Origin of the sequence: Sutterella megalosphaeroides (genome assembly GCF_003609995.1) — a bacterium.
Classification (GTDB): Bacteria; Pseudomonadota; Gammaproteobacteria; order Burkholderiales; family Burkholderiaceae_F; genus Sutterella; species Sutterella megalosphaeroides.
On sequence record NZ_AP018786.1, the window covers coordinates 2,512,686 to 2,528,234 of the forward strand.

15 protein-coding genes are annotated in these 15,549 nt (G+C 62.8%); 6 read left to right on the forward strand and 9 right to left on the reverse strand.

The annotated features are described in order from the left end of the window. Positions 1-114 precede the first annotated feature (114 nt). Positions 115-636 carry a hypothetical protein gene (locus S6FBBBH3_RS10015; RefSeq protein ID WP_120177596.1) on the forward strand — a complete coding sequence of 174 codons (522 nt, stop codon included), beginning with the start codon at positions 115-117 and terminating at the stop codon, positions 634-636. A gap of 108 nt (positions 637-744) precedes the next feature. On the opposite strand, the gene S6FBBBH3_RS10020 is transcribed toward S6FBBBH3_RS10015, so the two are convergent. The 6 genes from S6FBBBH3_RS10020 to hflK all read right to left on the reverse strand — a co-directional run bounded on the left by S6FBBBH3_RS10020 (position 745) and on the right by hflK (position 7,370). Continuing rightward, positions 745-2,226 carry a mechanosensitive ion channel family protein gene (locus tag S6FBBBH3_RS10020; RefSeq protein WP_120177597.1) on the reverse strand — a complete coding sequence of 494 codons (1,482 nt, stop codon included), beginning with the start codon at positions 2,224-2,226 and terminating at the stop codon, positions 745-747. A 257-nt stretch (positions 2,227-2,483) separates the two neighbouring features. After that, the gene (locus tag S6FBBBH3_RS10025) at positions 2,484-3,011 is read right to left on the reverse strand and encodes a phosphoribosyltransferase (protein ID WP_120177598.1); all 528 of its coding nucleotides are present in this window, start codon (positions 3,009-3,011) and stop codon (positions 2,484-2,486) included. Between the two features lie 147 nt (positions 3,012-3,158). Then, complete coding sequence (locus S6FBBBH3_RS10030; RefSeq protein WP_120177599.1) at positions 3,159-4,457, reverse strand: adenylosuccinate synthase; 1,299 nt, start codon at positions 4,455-4,457, stop codon at positions 3,159-3,161. A gap of 275 nt (positions 4,458-4,732) precedes the next feature. Then, positions 4,733-4,927 (reverse strand): DUF2065 domain-containing protein, encoded by a 195-nt coding sequence (locus S6FBBBH3_RS10035; RefSeq protein WP_120177600.1) that lies wholly within the window; start codon positions 4,925-4,927, stop codon positions 4,733-4,735. Then, entirely contained in the window at positions 4,924-5,796 is an 873-nt protein-coding gene (gene hflC / locus S6FBBBH3_RS10040; RefSeq protein ID WP_120177601.1) for a protease modulator HflC, read from the reverse strand. Before hflC ends, S6FBBBH3_RS10035 begins: the two co-directional genes overlap by 4 nt. A gap of 17 nt (positions 5,797-5,813) precedes the next feature. Continuing rightward, entirely contained in the window at positions 5,814-7,370 is a 1,557-nt protein-coding gene (gene hflK / locus S6FBBBH3_RS10045) for an FtsH protease activity modulator HflK (protein WP_120177602.1), read from the reverse strand. A 399-nt stretch (positions 7,371-7,769) separates the two neighbouring features. Between hflK and S6FBBBH3_RS10050 the strand changes: the two genes are divergently transcribed. The 5 genes from S6FBBBH3_RS10050 (at position 7,770) to S6FBBBH3_RS10070 (ending at position 12,330) form a co-directional block, all read left to right on the forward strand. Continuing rightward, on the forward strand, positions 7,770-8,450 hold the full coding sequence (locus S6FBBBH3_RS10050) for a nucleoside recognition domain-containing protein (protein ID WP_120177603.1): 681 nt from the start codon (positions 7,770-7,772) through the stop codon (positions 8,448-8,450). Next, complete coding sequence (locus S6FBBBH3_RS10055; protein ID WP_120177604.1) at positions 8,440-8,913, forward strand: YjiG family protein; 474 nt, start codon at positions 8,440-8,442, stop codon at positions 8,911-8,913. The genes S6FBBBH3_RS10050 and S6FBBBH3_RS10055 overlap by 11 nt, the downstream gene beginning before the upstream one ends. Before the next feature lie 70 nt (positions 8,914-8,983). After that, the gene (locus S6FBBBH3_RS10060; protein WP_120177605.1) at positions 8,984-10,099 is read left to right on the forward strand and encodes a M20 family metallopeptidase; all 1,116 of its coding nucleotides are present in this window, start codon (positions 8,984-8,986) and stop codon (positions 10,097-10,099) included. 204 nt (positions 10,100-10,303) lie between these two features. After that, complete coding sequence (locus S6FBBBH3_RS10065; protein ID WP_120177606.1) at positions 10,304-11,011, forward strand: ferredoxin--NADP reductase; 708 nt, start codon at positions 10,304-10,306, stop codon at positions 11,009-11,011. Positions 11,012-11,121: 110 nt separating this feature from the next. Next, the gene (locus tag S6FBBBH3_RS10070; RefSeq protein WP_120177607.1) at positions 11,122-12,330 is read left to right on the forward strand and encodes an MFS transporter; all 1,209 of its coding nucleotides are present in this window, start codon (positions 11,122-11,124) and stop codon (positions 12,328-12,330) included. Between the two features lie 109 nt (positions 12,331-12,439). Here the strand turns inward: S6FBBBH3_RS10070 and hflX are convergent, their stop codons facing one another. The 3 genes from hflX to der all read right to left on the reverse strand — a co-directional run bounded on the left by hflX (position 12,440) and on the right by der (position 15,494). Next, entirely contained in the window at positions 12,440-13,651 is a 1,212-nt protein-coding gene (gene hflX / locus S6FBBBH3_RS10075; RefSeq protein WP_269460469.1) for a GTPase HflX, read from the reverse strand. Positions 13,652-13,667: 16 nt separating this feature from the next. Next, a complete protein-coding gene (gene hfq / locus S6FBBBH3_RS10080) occupies positions 13,668-13,916 on the reverse strand; it encodes an RNA chaperone Hfq (protein ID WP_120177609.1) in 249 nt (82 codons plus the stop codon). A gap of 231 nt (positions 13,917-14,147) precedes the next feature. Then, a complete protein-coding gene (gene der, locus S6FBBBH3_RS10085; RefSeq protein WP_120177610.1) occupies positions 14,148-15,494 on the reverse strand; it encodes a ribosome biogenesis GTPase Der in 1,347 nt (448 codons plus the stop codon). Between the last annotated feature and the right edge of the window lie 55 nt (positions 15,495-15,549).

The window sequence follows — 15,549 nt, forward strand, 5'->3', positions numbered from 1 at the left end:
GCGGTGTACGGGGTCGGTCGGCTCCCATCGGCCGATACGTCGCCGACGCTCCTCTACAATGAGGTCGTTTCCACACGGATTTCACGCGTTTTCCAGGCACCGGAGGCGACCCGCATGCTGTTTCCCGACCGCTACCGCTACTCGATCGAACTCGAACCCGAGGGGACGTACCGCTTCGTCTTTCCGGAACTTCCCGAAATCAAACTCTCGACGCGCACGCTGCGCGAAGGGCGGGAGCGCCTTCACGAGGTCGTTCTCGACGCGCTCGAGGCCCGCCTGCGGGAACAAAACCCGCCCGAAGACCGCGCGCCGCGCGCGGGCGAAGGGGTCCTGAAGCTCGCTCCCACGTACCGAGCCAAACTCCTTCTCATCGAGGGCATGAACGAGACGAACGTATCGGCCGCCGAACTCGGGCGCCGTCTCTCGATCGCGCCCCAGGAAGCGCATCGCATACTGAAATTCCGTCACCCAACGAAAATCGACGCGCTTGCCGCGGCCCTCAAAGCGATCGGGCTCGAATTGAAGCTTACCGTCCTTCCCGTCGAGCGTCGCACGAACGCAGAGAGGTATCTGAAGATCGACTTCCGAAAGCTGCCCGAAGAGCCGGAAAAAACCTCAGAGCCTGAAGAGTCCTAAGTGCCCGAAAAACAGAAGGCCGTCCGAAGAACCGGACGGCCTTTTGCATTTTTCGATGCGCCCCGCAAGGGCTCTTTCGAGCCCTTCGGGAGCAACATGTTTTGGGGGTTACACCTTTGCGGGAGTCGACTTTTCGATGTCGACCTTCGCCACGGGCGCATCCACCTTGCGCAGATTGATTTCGAGCTGGTTGTAGGGGACCTCAATGCCCTCTTCCTGGAAGCGTTTCAAAATCGCCGTCGAAATCTGCGTGCGCAGGCCCGCCGTGCCGTTCACGGGGTCCGCACACCAGAAGCCGAGCTTCAGGTTGATACCCGAAGCGCCGAAGCTGTCGACGTAGGACCAGCCGCGGCGCCCCTTCACGATGCGGGGACGCTCGCGCATGCCTTCCTCGAGCATGATTTCAAGCGCGCGCGTGATGTCCGCGTCGTAAGCGATCGAAATGTCGATGTACTGCACGACGGGCTCGTCCGTGTAGGAGTAGTTGCGCACGGCGCTCGTCACAAAGCTTTCGTTCGGCACGACGCACTCGACGCCGTCGTTGTTGCGAACGACCGTAAAGCGCGTGTTGATTTCGGTCACGCGACCGCGGAAGTTCGCCACCTCGACGAGGTCTCCGATCTTCACCGAGCGGTCGAGCAGAATGATGAAGCCCGAGATGTAGTTCGAGGCGATCTTCTGCAAGCCGAACCCCAAACCGACGCCGACCGCGCCGCCGAAGACGGAAAGGACGGTGAGGTCGATCCCGACGGAGCTCAGACCCATGCAGACGGCGATGATGAAAAGAAGGATTCGAACGACGCGGGCGAGCGCCACCTGCACGTTCTTCGAAAGACCCTTCGAGGACTCGATGAGATTTTCGGCGATATCGGCCATCCAGTTGGCAATGCCGAGCGAAAGGAGAATCGTCAGAATCGCAACGAAAACGGTCCAAAGCGTGACGTTCCCGCCCCCGAACGGAATGCGCGTTCCCTCCATGAACTCGATCGCATGCCCGAGGATGCCGAAAAACTGCAGGACGACGAGAATCCAGAAGCCGATGCGCAAGAAGCGCTTCACGCCCGGGGTCAGCACCTTCGTGCCGAAGAGGAGGCTCGCGAACTGAAGGATGACGGAGAGAAGCGCGAAGGCGTAAAGAAGGTTGTAGGCGACGTTGCAGAAAATGAGGCTCTCGCCCTTGAAACCGAGCCCCTTCGTCATCGCGAAGGCACCGATAGCGACGATCGAGCCCGAAATGAAGCTGAAGGAAATGCCCGCGAGAAGCTCCTTCATGAACTGCACGAGCTTCACGCCCATGCGTTCGAGGAAGGTCGGATCCTCCTTGTGCGCGAGCGCGTCGATGCTCGAAATCGAGAAGGCGAGCGCGCGGCTGTTGACACGACGCGCCAGGATGAAGCCCGCGACGACGGCAACGATCACGATGCCGAACTGCAGGGCGATGTTGTCGTAAGTGAGCGACCCCCACCAGTTGGTGGCGATCTCGTTGATGGTCAGTGCGTCGGGCGTCGGGTCGACGAGACCCTGAAGGATCTGCGAGCCCGTCGCTTCGGAAGCGGTCAGAACCGCTGCGGTAGTCGTTTCGGTCGGCATGGTGTCGAGAGAAATCGTGTGTGTGTTGTAGGAAGATTCGCGAAGCGCTCGTTTTTGTCTTAATTCGCGCTTTTCCCAAGCGCGGCGGCTTCGCAAGGCGAGCGAATTCTAAGCGATTCCGCAAGCTCCCCCTAGCGTAAACCCTCCCCCGCCGAAAGGAAAGGCCCTTCGGCGGATTGCAAAAAAAATCCCGACGCACCGCTAAGCAGATGTCGTCGGGATTTTCTCTTGCCTCACGGCCCCTACGGGCGTCGGACTCAGCAGCCCTTGGCGGCTTCCTTCGCCTTCACGCGGGCGATGAGCGCTTCGGGGCCGAGCGCGTCGTAGCACTCGAAGGGCTGGTGGATCCAGGGATTGTCTTCGAGGTATTCGACGTACCAGTCGGGCTTCAGCACCGAGTGGGCCTTGTACCAGAGCACGGCCACGCGGATTTCGGTGATTTCGGGGTAGCGGTTCTTCAGGTGGGCGACCACTTCCTTGATCGTCTTGCCGGAGTCGACCATGTCGTCGACGAGGAGGACGCGCCCCTTGAGTTCGCTCACGCCCGTGATGCAGTCGGCGATGTCGAGGTCGCTCTGCACGGTGCCTTTGGCTTCGCGGTAGGAGCTCGTCGCGAGAATCGCGAGGGGCATGTCGTAGACGCGACTGAAGAAGTCGCCCGGACGCATCCCGCCGCGCGAGAGGCAAAGCAGGCTGTCGAACGCCCAGCCGCTTTCGGCGACGTTGCAGACAAGCCGTTCGTTGAGGTCGATGTATTCGTCCCAGGTGTAAGCAATATCGGACATGGTGCTTGGCTTCGGTAGAGAAAAGACGGCGTCCGCACGAGCGGCCGGCGCTTTCGAAAGAAAGGAAGAAGGGGGTGCGCCCCTGAAATAAACAAAGGGCGGCGGACCTTTACCCGTCGCCCTTTCGCCCGTTACGGGGGCGTTATTTTAACCCGCAAACGGATCGGCGTGCAAAATCGTCTGCTCGCGATCGGGACCCGTCGAAACGAGGGTGATCGGGGCGCCCGCAACCTCGGAGAGGCGTTCGAGGTAACGGCGGGCGGATTCGGGGAGGTCTTCCCACTTCGTCACGCCGTAGGTGCTTTCCTTCCAGCCCGGGAATTCTTCGTAGATCGGTTCGCACTGCGCGACCGCATCCGCGCCCGAGGGCATGATGGAGAGCGTCTTGCCGTTGTAACGGTAGCCCACGCCGAGCTTGATCGTTTCGAAGCCGTCGAGCACGTCGAGCTTCATGATCGCCAGGCCCGTGATGCCGTTGATCTGAACGGCGCGGCGCAGCGCGGCACCGTCGAACCAGCCGCAACGGCGGGGACGACCCGTCACGGCGCCGAATTCGTTGCCCTTCTGACGGAGCGCTTCGCCCACGTCGTCGTGGAGTTCGGTCGGGAAGGGACCTTCGCCGACGCGCGTGCAGTAGGCCTTCGTGATGCCGACGACGAAGTTGAGTTCGTGCGGACCCACGCCCGCGCCCGCGCAGGCCGAGCCCGCGACGGTGTTCGAGGAGGTGACGTAGGGGTACGTGCCGTGGTCGATGTCGAGCATCGAGCCCTGGGCGCCTTCGAAGAGGAACTGCTTCCCGGCGGCCATCTGTTCGTGGAGTTCTTCGGAGACGTCGCAGACCATCGGGCGGAGACGTTCGGCGTAGGAGAGCGCTTCGGCGATCACCTTTTCCGGATCGAGCGGTTCGGCGCCGAGGAACTTCTCGAGCGTGAAGTTGTGCAGCTTCATCACGGCACGCACCTGTTCGGCGAAGCGTTCCGGATGGAAGAGGTCCGCCACGCGCACCGTGCGGCGGGCGATCTTGTCTTCGTAAGCGGGACCGATGCCGCGACCCGTCGTGCCGATCTTCTTGTTGCCGAGAGCGGCTTCGCGCGCGTGGTCGAGCGCCACGTGGTAGGGCATGATGAGCGGAGCGTTTTCGGAAACACGCAGACGCTTTTCAACGTTGGGAACGCCGATCGCGATCAGTTCGTCGACTTCGCGGAAGAACGCTTCGGGCGAGAAGACGACGCCGTTGCCGAGGTAGCAGACGCTCGTCGCGTGCATGATGCCCGAGGGGATGAGGCGCAAAATCGTCTTCTTGCCGTTGATGACGAGCGTGTGGCCCGCATTGTGGCCGCCGTTGAAGCGAACGACGCCGTCGGCTTTTTCCGTCAACCAGTCGACGATCTTGCCCTTGCCTTCGTCGCCCCACTGAGCGCCGACAACGACTACATTCTTGCCCATTTCTAACGTTTCCTTGGAACTTAAAGTTGATGAAACCGGATATCGAGCGGCGTCCTCGCGCGGTTGGTTCCGAAAACCCACGCGCCGGTCAGCCGAAAACCCCAAAAAAAGAACGGCCGATCACAACGAAACGGCCGTTCGGAGACCGGTCCGCGTAAAGCGGACCGCTTTACAAACGCACAATAGCACGGTCGGACGACCTTCGTCCGAATCGCCGGCGGAAAAAACCGACGTTCAGGTCGTTTCGACTGCGCCGATGCGCCCGATTCGGGGCCTCAGCCCGTCATCCAAAGCACGATCGTGACGCCTGCGGCCACGAAGACCGCGCCGGCGGCGCGAAGCGTTTCGGGGCGCGCGCGGGCGATTTCGCTCACGGTCTTTTTCCAGACCTCGGGTGCCGTGAGAGGCAGCAGTCCCTCGATGACGAGCACCCAACCGAGCGCGGCGATCATGACCTCCCAGGGCTTCATTTCTGCGCTTTGTCCTTCATGAAGCCGAAGAAGTCGGCGTTCGAATCGACCACCATCACGTCGCTCTTATCGGCAAAGCTCTGCTTGTAGGCTTCAAGCGAGCGGTAAAAGCGCGCGAATTCGGGGTCGTTGCCGAAGGCTTCGGCATAGATGCGGGCGGCCGCGGCGTCCCCTTCGCCCTTGATCTTCTGGGCGTCGCGGTACGCCTGGGCGAGAATCACCTCGCTCTGACGGTCGGCGTTGGCGCGGATGCGTTCGGCCTGAGCGGCGCCCTTCGAGCGCTCTTCCGAAGCGACGCGCTTGCGTTCGGCCTCCATGCGGCGGTAGACCGACTCGGAAATTTCGGGCGTGAAGTCGACGCGCTTCATGCGCACGTCGACGATGTCGATGCCGACGTCCTTGACGCGCGCCTGAAGGAGGGTCGAAATTTCGCCCATCGCCTTTTCGCGCTCGGCCGACGTGATCTGGTTGACCGTGCGCTTGTTGACGGTGATGTTGAGCACGTCGCGCAAGAGGGCCGAGACGCGGTCCGAAGCGGCGCGTTCGCTCCCCTGGAAGGACACCCAGTAGCGGCGCGGGTCGCCGATGCGCCACTTCACGAAGGTGTCGATCATGAGGTTTTTCTTCTCGCTCGTTTGCACGAGATCGGCCCCCGAGGCGTCGAGCGTCAGGATGCGCTTGTCGAGGTAGACGACGTTCTGGAAGGGAGGAGGCAACTTGAAGTGCAGCCCCGGTTGGTCGACGACCGTACGGAGTTCGCCGAGCGCGAACACCATGGCGTACTCGCGCTCGTTCACCGTGTAAAGGCACAGGCGTGCGGCGCCCGCAAGCACCGCAAGAGCAATGACGATGTTGATGATGCGTTTCACGTTGTCAACCTTTCAAATCAGCGGAGGCGCGATCGGATGTCGCGGAGGTCGGCGGCGGGTTCCGTTTCGTAGTGCGCCGAGGCGGTGTTCGACGTACCGGTCGTCGACGCGGCGGCGGTCGAGGGCGTCGTACCGATTGCGCCTTGAGCGTCGAGCGCTTCCGTTTCGGCGGCCTTCTTCGTCGTCGAGACGATCTTGTCGAGCGGGAGGTAAAGGAGATTGTTCCCCGAGTCGCTCCCCACGTAGATCTTCGAGACGTTCGAGAAGACTTCGCGCATCGCGTCGATGTAGAGGCGGTCGCGCGTCACTTCGGGCGCGGCCTTGTATTCGGCGTAGACCGACTTGAAGCGGTCCGCGTCGCCCGCGGCCGTTTCCACGACGCGCGCCTTGTAACCCTCGGCCTCTTCCTTGAGGCGCGAGGCCGTACCCTGAGCCTTCGGGAGCACCGCGTTCATGTACGCTTCGCCGAGGTTGATCGAGCGTTCGCGGTCCTGACCCGCCTTGACGGCGTCGTTGAAGGCCGCCTGAACGGGCTGCGGGGGCTGAGCGTTCTGAATCGCAACGCTCATCACCTCGATCCCGGTCGAATAGCGGTCGAGCATCGACTGCATCGACGCCTTCACGGCTTCGGCGATTTCGGCCTTCGATTCGAAGAGGATGCTGTCCATCGTCTTGCGACCGACCACTTCGCGCATGGCCGACTCCGCGGCCTGCACGACCGACGTGTCGGGCGCGCGCGTATTGAAGAGGTAGTCCCTCGCGCCCGTTTCGGGCTTGATGCGGTACTGGACCGTGAACTGCACGTCGACGATGTTTTCGTCGTCGGTGAGCATGAGCGCTTCGCGCAGACGGTTCGAGCTTGCGGAGCCGCCGATTTCGGTCGTGCGTACGCTGCTGACGTCAACGAGCTGCACGCTCTGCACGGGCGCGGGCATGTGCCAGTGAAAGCCCGGCATGGTCGATTCGGCATAGCGACCGAACGTCGTCACGACGCCCGTCTGCCCTTCGGGCACGATGTAAAAGCCCGAAGCGGCCCAACCGGCAACGACGAAGGCAAGGAAAACGCCCGCTCCGAACCCGGAGCGCTTCTCGCCTCGGCCGCCGCCCGAGCGGCGTTCGCGTTCTTGGGCACGTCGGAAGGCCTCGAGGGGAGAGACGCGCTCGGACTCGCGGTGCGGTTCGGGACGCACGCGCGGACCCGCGGCGGGATCCTCGTCGCGGTCGTCGCGGCGACTGCGGTCGTCCTCGTACGAAAAGTCGTCGCGCGACTTCAGTTGCGAGCGCAGATCCTCGCGGCGACGGTTCTCGTTGCGAGAGCCCATCGCGTCGTTGATCATGTCGGTGAAATTGCGCCAGAGACGGTCGAGTTCGTCCCCTTCGCCGTCATCGCGATTGTCGCGGTTGCCGCGATCGTTGCGATGGTTGCGCGCACTGCGCGACGCGTCGTCGCGGTCGTGGTAGTCATCGCGACCCGTATTGCGCCCGCCCGCGGGCGTTTCTTCGCGACCCTCGTCCTTTTTCGTGTCTTGCGGCTCGTCGGAACCGCGGCCCCAATGGGGGTCATTGAGCGACATGGATGCTGTTCTCCGATTGTCCGGTGGGCGATTCGACACGCTCGTCGGCGCGGAAGCGTCCCGGTTTTTCCGATCAGGAAATTGTATCGAATGCCGTGTCGGGATATGTTCTTTCGCAATGATTCGCAAAGAAAATCCCCCTCTCGCATACCCGAATCCCGAGCGCATCCCGTCCGTTTTCGGCTTGAGTCCGACCTTTCGGACGGATCCGAACGTGTTGGCTCGCAAAACCTACCTCTCTTTTTGCGGATACCCCTGATGTACCGAGAAAAACAAGCTCCCGGACCGTCAAACCCGATACGACAGATTCCCTACGCATCGACCACGGCATCTCCGTAGGATAGAGAACTTGGAGGTTACAAATGTAACGTCTTCGACATTGATTACAGAGGAAACCTTATGTCCGACACCCCCTCCCAGCAGGCCGCCGCCTCTGAAGAGAACCCCAAGGCGGGTATCGGGGCCTACATTGCCCTGGCCTTCGCCATCATCTATTTCTCCGGCGTCTTTTACAACATGCCCGAATCTCAGCAATGGCTCGGCGCATTCGACTACACGACTTTGATCGGCAAATTCGGCACGATCGCCGAGTCGAAGAACAACTTCACCGGTGCAGGCGGCCTCAGCGCTCGTGCGGGCTTCCTCTTCTCGCTCTCCCTCGTTCCGGGCGTCATGCTCGCCATGGGGCTCATCGAGGTGCTCGAGCACTACGGTGCTCTGCGTGCCGCTCAGGTGCTCCTTACCCCGCTCCTTCGTCCGCTCCTCGGCGTTCCCGGCAAGACGGGCCTCGCGCTCATCACCGACCTTCAGAGTACCGACGGCGGCGCCGCGATCACGCGTGCCCTTTACGACGAAGGCCACATCACGAAGCGCAACCTCGTGACGATCTGCGCCTGGCAGTATTCGGGCGCGGGCTGCATCAGCAACTACTACTCGACCGTTTCGGCCCTCTTCGGCATGTTCACCTGCGCCGTCTGGGTTCCGATGGTCGTCATTCTTTGCTTGAAGTTCGTGGGCGGCATGTTCATCCGCTCGCTCTTGCATACCGTCTACAAGAAGGATTTCGAAAATGAGCAGTAATTCCACCGAAACGAAGAGCAACAACCCGTTCGACATCTTCATCGTCGGGACGAAGAAGGGTCTCAACATCGGCCTCTACAGCCTGCTGCCCAACGTGCTCATGGCGTTCGTGCTCACCTACATGCTGCAGCTCTTCGGCGTGATGAAGTTCCTCGGCGAAAATTTCGGCGGCGTCATGGGCGTCTTCGGCCTTCCGGGCGAAGCCCTCTCGGTTCTCCTGGCAACGTGGCTCTCCTGCGGTGCGGGCGTCGGCGTGGCGGCGAGCCTCGCCGCGAGCGGCACGCTCAACGGTCACGACATCACGATTCTCGCGCCCGCCTTGATTCTGATGGCTTCGCAGATTCAGTACATGGGACGTCTCCTCGGCGTTGCGAACGCGCCCAAGAAATATTGGCCCGTTCTGATGCTCAACAGCGTTCTCATGGCCTGCATCGGCATGATCCTCATGCGCTTCTTCGCCTGATCGACCGATCAGCGACCGCCGGCCTCTTCGGGGACCGGCGGTATTTTTTTTCTTCCGGAATCCACGAACCATGACCCTGCTCAACGACTACCTCAAGGACCTCGAGCCGCTCGTCAACCTCGACTGCGGCACCTCCAACCGTGCGGGCGTGACGCGCGCCGCGGAAATCATGAAGGGCTACTTCGAGTCGATCGGCTTCACGTGCGAACTCGTCGACCTCGGCCCCGCCGTCGGCAAGGGGCTCCTTTGCCGCAACAAGCCCGAGGCCGATCACTACGACGTGATGATGAACGGCCACCTCGATACGGTCTTCCCCGACGGTACGGCGGCGGAGCGTCCCCTGCGCGTCGAAGGCGACCGCGCCTACGGGCCGGGCTGCTCCGACTGCAAGGGCGGGGTGCTCGCCGCCTACTACGCCTGCAAGACGGCGGACCCGAAGGACCTCGAACGTTTGTCGATTTGCTGCGCCTTCAATCCCGACGAAGAAACGGGTTCGAAGGCCTCGACCGCCTGGCTCTGCGAGCACGGAAAAAAGGCGCGCAACGTGCTCGTCTTCGAAGCGGCCCGTGCGGGCGGTGAACTCGTGCGCTCCCGAAAGGGCGTCGCAAGCTACCGCGTCACCTTCAAGGGCGTCTCTTCGCACGCGGGCAACAACCCCAAGGACGGCCGCAACGCCAACATCGCCGCGATGCGCTTCGCGCTCGCCGCGTACGGTCTTGCGGACGACGCGCTCGGCACGACCGTGAACCCGGGCGTCATCCACGGGGGCACCGTCTCGAACGTCATCTCGGACCGCTGCACGATCGAAATCGATACGCGCTACTGGTTCGACGAGCACCACGAGTCGCTCGACCGGGCGCTTCGCGAACTGGTCGACTCGACCTGGGTCGAAGGCGTCACGCAGACGATCGAAATGCTCAACCGTTCGCCCGCCATGCCGCTCTCGCCCGACACGAAGGAACTCGTGGCGAAAATCACCGAAGCGGCCCGTCTCGAAGGATTCGAAGCGACGTGGATCGACGCGGGCGGCGGCTCCGACGGCAACCACATCGCCGCCATGCGCGTGCCCGTGATCGACGGCTGCGGCCCTGCGGGCGGCGGTTTCCACTGCGACAAGGAGTTCCTGCGGCTCGACACGGTCGAAGAACGCATCCGCATGGTGCGCCGCTTCTTCTCGCTCGTTTGAGCGCTCGGGCAAGGTGTGAAAGGAAAGCGGCGGGAAGCCTCCCGACCGCTTTCCCCGTCCCCCGAAACTCCGACGACTCCCTTGCGGGCGCGTCGGAGTTTTTCTTTTTCCGTTTTCCGACGCTCTTTTCCCGTGCGGGACCGACGATTCGGGGCGCTCGGACTATACTCGGTCACGCTCAAACACTCTCTTCCCGGAGGCTCTATGACGATGCCCTTTACCGTGCCCGTGACGCTTCACGGGCGCATTTGCGAAACGCCCGACACCTGGACGATTCAGCTCGAAACCCCGAAGACGTTCCGCCCCAAGGCGGGCCAGTTCGTGATGGTCCCGATCGGCGACACGGGGCTCGTTCGCTGCTGGACCGTTTCGTCGACCTGCGGCTCGTGCGAATTTACGACGCTTACCGTCCGGTGCGTTCCGGAAGGCAAGGGTTCCAACTGGATCACGAAGGAGGTCCCCGTCGGCGCCCGCTTCTCGATTTCGGAACCGATGGGCGACTTCGTCGTCGATGAGAAGGATCCGGGCCCGTTCCTTCTCATCGCCGCCGGGATCGGTGTGACGCCCGTCATGTCGATCGCGCGCGAACTCCTCATTCACCGTCCGGGCACGCCCGTTACGGTCCTCTACTGCGCGCGCAATCAGGAGTCGGTCGTCTTCGATAAGCTCTGGCGCACGCTCGCCGAGTGCCGCGAAGAGCTCACGTTCGTGCCCTTCGTGAAGGAGGATCCCCTTCCCGGCGAACCGACGGGGCGCCTCACGGCCGAACGCATCCTCGAATTCTGCCCCGACGTCGCGAACCGCACCGTCTATGCGTGCGGGAGCGCGGGCTTCATGAATTCCATGGCCGAAGCCGTCATCGGCCTCGGGTGCGACCCGAAGCGCGTTCACACCGAAGCGCTTCTCCCCTGAGACCGAACGTCGCCTTTCTCTCGACACCCGTACCGTCGACACTCCTATGCCGCACCCGAATATCCCCGGGCGCGGCTTTCCTTTCCCGGCTTTTCCTTTCCGGCTTCCCCATGTCCGCCTTTTTCCCTCGTCCCTCCCGCCCGTGGTGGGCGGAAATCCCCCGCGAACACCACGCCACCCGCCTCTCCTTTTTCATTGCGGGCTTTTTCATGGCCGTCTGGGCCTCGCTCGTTCCTTTTGTCAAAACGCACCTCGGCCTTGACGAAGGAAGCTTCGGCCTTTTGCTCCTCGCCCTCGGCCTCGGAGGCCTGATCGCCATGCCCGCAGCGGGCGCCTGGGTCGCGCGTGCGGGCGCACGGCGCGTGCTGGCGTGTTCGGTTCCCGTCTGCGGCACGCTCCTCGCGGCGCTCGCTCTCACGCTGTGCCTTCCCCTGGAAGCCGCATCCCTCACCGGGGCACTTGTGACGGGCGTGGGGCTCCTTCTTTTCGGCATGGCCTTCGGCGGGATCGACGTCGGGATGAACGTGCATTCGGTGGTGGTAGACGCACGGAGCCCCAAGCGCCTTCTCTCGGGCTTTCACGCGCTCTACTCCGTGGGCGGCGTTGCGGGGGCGCTTGCGATGACGGCGCTACTCAACCTCTCCTTTTCGCCCGTCGCGGCGGCGGTGCTCCTCACGGCCCTGTTCGTTCTCCTCTGGTTCCGGATCGGTCGCTGGGTGATCGAAGACGCGGGCCGCGAAGAAAAAAGCGGCGAAAAGACGCCGCTCTTCGTCATGCCGCGCGGCGGCGTTCTCTTTCTCGGCGCCGTCTGCTTCATCCTCTTTCTGGCCGAAGGGGCGGTACTCGACTGGTCGGGGCTCTTTCTCACGGAAACGCGCGGGATGAGCTTGGAGAATGCCGGCCTTGGCTTTGCCTTTTTCTCCGTCGCGATGACCGTGATGCGCTTTCTCGGCGATCGCCTGATCGCCCGGATCGGACCGCGTGCGACCGTGCGAGCGGGGGCGCTGCTTGCGGCGGCTGCGATTCTTCTTGCGGTCGGGGTCGAATCGGGTGCGGCGGCGCTCTTTGCGTTCTTTCTGCTTGGCGTGGGGAGCTCCAACATCGTTCCGATCGCCTTTGCGGCGACCGGCGAACAAAAGGAGATGCCGATGGCTCTGGCTCTTGCGAGCGCGACGACCCTCGGCTATGCGGGGCTATTGACGGGCCCGGCGTTGATCGGCTTCGTCGCGCACCGTACGAGCCTTTCCACGGCGTTCGTCTGCGAAGCGGTGCTGCTCCTTGCGGTTGCGCTCGCGGCGGGACGCTTCCGCGCGAAATGAGTTTCGGACGCACCCGATAAAAACGACCCGCCTTTCGGTGCGAAGGGCGGGTCGTTCTATTTCTCGGATTCGACTTCGGAGTCGAGCCCGAGCGGTCGATCTCAGAAAATCAGAGGAGCGCTTCGAGCGCGTGGAGTTCCTCTTCCGGGGTCTTCGTCGCGTGTTCGGCTTCAAGCTCCTCTTCCCAGGGTTCGGGCGCGCGCGGCTCGTTCGGATTTTCTTCGCGCCACTTGGCGGAAAACTCTCCGATCGCACCGCGCAACAAATCGAGCCCTTCGCCCGTCAAGGCCGAAAGAAACACCGCCTTGGGCGTTCCGTCGGGATGACGCACGATTTCGGGAGCGAGGTTCGCGCGGTCGATCTTGTTGTAGACCAGAATCACGGGGATCGTGTCCGCTTCGATTTCTTCGAGAACGGCGTTCACTTCGCGAATCTGGTCTTCGCGCACGTTCGAGGAAGCGTCCACGACGTGCAGGAGCAAATCCGCGTGCACGGTTTCGTCGAGCGTCGACTTGAAGGCTTCGATCAGCTGATGCGGGAGCCCCCGGATAAAGCCCACGGTGTCGCTCGCAACGACCGTCTCTTCGTCGCTGATCCAACAGCGGCGCGCCGTCGTATCGAGCGTTGCGAAGAGCTGGTCGGCCGCGTACGAACTCGCACGCGTAAGTTTGTTGAAGAGCGTCGACTTCCCCGCGTTCGTATAGCCCACGAGCGACACGGTGAGGGTGTCGCCGCGCGTGCGGGCGCGACGCTGCGTGCCGCGCTGGCGCGCGAGCTTTTTCAACTGATCGCGCAGCTGCTTCACGCGCACGCCGATCATGCGGCGGTCGAGTTCGATCTGCTTTTCGCCCGGGCCGCCCGTTTTGGAGAGCCCCCCGCGCTGACGCTCCAAGTGCGTCCAGCCGCGCACGAGGCGCGTCGAGAGATGTTCGAGGCGGGCGAGCTCGACCTGAAGACGCCCTTCGCGGCTTTTCGCGCGGGCGCGGAAGATGTCGAGAATGAGCTGCGTGCGGTCGAGCACGGGTTTGTCGATCGTGCGCTCGATGTTGCGCTGCTGAGCGGCCGAGAGTGCCACGTCGAAGACGACGACGTCGGCACCGCTTTCTTCGGCAACGGTCTTCAGCTCCTCGATCTTCCCGGAGCCGAGGTAGGTCGCGGGATCGGGTTTGTCGCGCTTGGCCTGCATGAGACCGCAGGGCTCGAGCCCGTCCGAGGTAACGAGAAGGCGAAGCTCTTCGGCCGAATCCGTGTAGTAGTTTCGGCCCATGAGCACGGAGACAAGAAAGGCGCGCGAGGCCTTCTCCTCGCGCGTCTCATCGATCTGGAAGACGGCCAGTTTAGTTCTCCGACGAGTTGGCGGCGTTCGAGGCGACGGTGACCGAGCGGGTCGGCACGACGGTGCTGATCGCGTGCTTGTAGACCATCTGCGTCACGGTGTTGCGCAGAAGCACCACGTACTGGTCGAAGGATTCGATCTGACCCTGGAGCTTGATGCCGTTGACGAGGTAGATCGAAACCGGGATGTGTTCCTTGCGGAGCGTGTTGAGGAAGGGATCCTGCAGGAGCTGCCCTTTGTTTGTAGCCATAGTTATTATTCTCCGGCCGTTCGGGACCGTGCCGAAACGGCAAAAAGCCTTGTTGTTTTTTTCGCGGATTCGGGCGACCTTGCGGTCGACCCGAGCTCCTCGCGGGGGACGGGCGTCGCCCTCGGAGCAACGCCCGAAACGGTTCAGGTCAATCTTAACACCGCCCGTTCACTTTCCCCCGTCGTTGCGGGGGAAATCCGTTAACAAACGTTCCCCGAAAGCGTCGAACGGTCAGCGCTTTTCGTCCGATTTGACGAAGGGGTTTTCCTTCGTGCGGAATTCGATGCGAAGAGGCGTGCCCGCCAAGTCGAACTTCTCGCGGAAGAAGCTTTCGAGGTAGCGGCGGTAGCTCTCGCCGATATCTTCGAGCGCGTTGCCGTGAATGACGATGACGGGCGGGTTCGAGCCCCCCTGATGGGCGTAGCGGGGCTTCGGACGACCGCCGCGGGCGCGCGGGGGCTGCTGGCGTTCGACCGCTTCGATGAGGGCGCGCGTGAGTTTCGGCGTCGAAATCTTGCGGTAGGCGGCCGCGTGCGCTTCGTCGACCGCACGCATCAAGTGATTGAGACCGTTACGCTTCAGGGCGGAGATGCGGATCATGCGGGCCCAGCGCAGGAAGTGGAGCTTGCGCTCGAGTTCGAGCGAGAACATTTCGCGCTCGTACCCGTCCATGAGGTCCCACTTGTTGACGGCAACGACAAGCGCACGGCCGCTCTCAAGCACGTAACCCGCGATGTGCGCGTCGTGGTCGGCGATGCCGTTCTTCGCGTCGATGACGAGAATGACGACGTTCGCGTCTTCGATCGCCTGGAGGGTCTTCACGACGGAGAACTTTTCGATCGCTTCGAAGACCTTGCCCTTCTTGCGAAGACCCGCCGTGTCGACGAGCTCGTAGGGGCGGCCTTCGTACTCGAAGTCGACCTTGATCGCGTCGCGGGTCGTGCCGGGCATGTCGAAGGCGATGAGGCGTTCTTCGCCGATCAACGCGTTGATGAGCGTCGACTTCCCGGCGTTCGGGCGCCCGGCGAGCGTCACCTTGAGGCGCTTCGGCGCATCGGGATCCGTTTCCTCTTCGTCGTCCTTCTCTTCGGGGAAGGGTTCGAGCGCGAGGTCGATCACCGCGCGCACGCCCTGACCGTGAGCGGCCGAGATGAGGTAGGGTTCGCCGAGGCCGAGTTCGTAGAATTCCGCCTTCGCGATGTCCGAGAGGCCTTCGGCCTTATTGACGAGGAGCTTCACGGGGCGGCCCGATTCGCGCAGGTGCTGCGCGATGCGCGCGTCGTGCGGCGTCAGACCCGCACGGGCGTCGCACACGAAGAGAACGACGTCGGCCTCTTCGATCGCGAGTTCGGCCTGACCGGCCATCGCCTTGACGATGCCTTCGCTCTTCACGGGCTCGAAACCGCCCGTGTCGACGACGATGTAGGGACGCGGACCGATGCGACCCTGACCGTACTGACGGTCGCGGGTGAGGCCCGGATAATCGGCGACGATGGCGTCGCGGCTTCGCGTGAGTCGGTTGAAGAGCGTCGACTTGCCGACGTTCGGACGACCAACGAGTGCAACAACAGGAAGCATAGGTTCTCAAAAAATCAAAAGGCCGGGGCGGTGGTTCGGTCACGCACGCCCCGGC

Bases quoted from the DNA above. Each gene is read 5' to 3' on its own strand.
- S6FBBBH3_RS10015 (WP_120177596.1), top strand. From the start codon at position 115: ATGCTGTTTCCCGACCGCTACCGCTACTCGATCGAACTCGAACCCGAG.
- S6FBBBH3_RS10020 (WP_120177597.1), bottom strand. From the start codon at position 2,226: ATGCCGACCGAAACGACTACCGCAGCGGTTCTGACCGCTTCCGAAGCG.
- S6FBBBH3_RS10025 (WP_120177598.1), bottom strand. From the start codon at position 3,011: ATGTCCGATATTGCTTACACCTGGGACGAATACATCGACCTCAACGAA.
- S6FBBBH3_RS10030 (WP_120177599.1), bottom strand. From the start codon at position 4,457: ATGGGCAAGAATGTAGTCGTTGTCGGCGCTCAGTGGGGCGACGAAGGC.
- S6FBBBH3_RS10035 (WP_120177600.1), bottom strand. From the start codon at position 4,927: ATGAAGCCCTGGGAGGTCATGATCGCCGCGCTCGGTTGGGTGCTCGTC.
- hflK (WP_120177602.1), bottom strand. From the start codon at position 7,370: ATGTCGCTCAATGACCCCCATTGGGGCCGCGGTTCCGACGAGCCGCAA.
- S6FBBBH3_RS10050 (WP_120177603.1), top strand. From the start codon at position 7,770: ATGTCCGACACCCCCTCCCAGCAGGCCGCCGCCTCTGAAGAGAACCCC.
- S6FBBBH3_RS10055 (WP_120177604.1), top strand. From the start codon at position 8,440: ATGAGCAGTAATTCCACCGAAACGAAGAGCAACAACCCGTTCGACATC.
- S6FBBBH3_RS10060 (WP_120177605.1), top strand. From the start codon at position 8,984: ATGACCCTGCTCAACGACTACCTCAAGGACCTCGAGCCGCTCGTCAAC.
- S6FBBBH3_RS10065 (WP_120177606.1), top strand. From the start codon at position 10,304: ATGACGATGCCCTTTACCGTGCCCGTGACGCTTCACGGGCGCATTTGC.
- S6FBBBH3_RS10070 (WP_120177607.1), top strand. From the start codon at position 11,122: ATGTCCGCCTTTTTCCCTCGTCCCTCCCGCCCGTGGTGGGCGGAAATC.
- hfq (WP_120177609.1), bottom strand. From the start codon at position 13,916: ATGGCTACAAACAAAGGGCAGCTCCTGCAGGATCCCTTCCTCAACACG.
- der (WP_120177610.1), bottom strand. From the start codon at position 15,494: ATGCTTCCTGTTGTTGCACTCGTTGGTCGTCCGAACGTCGGCAAGTCG.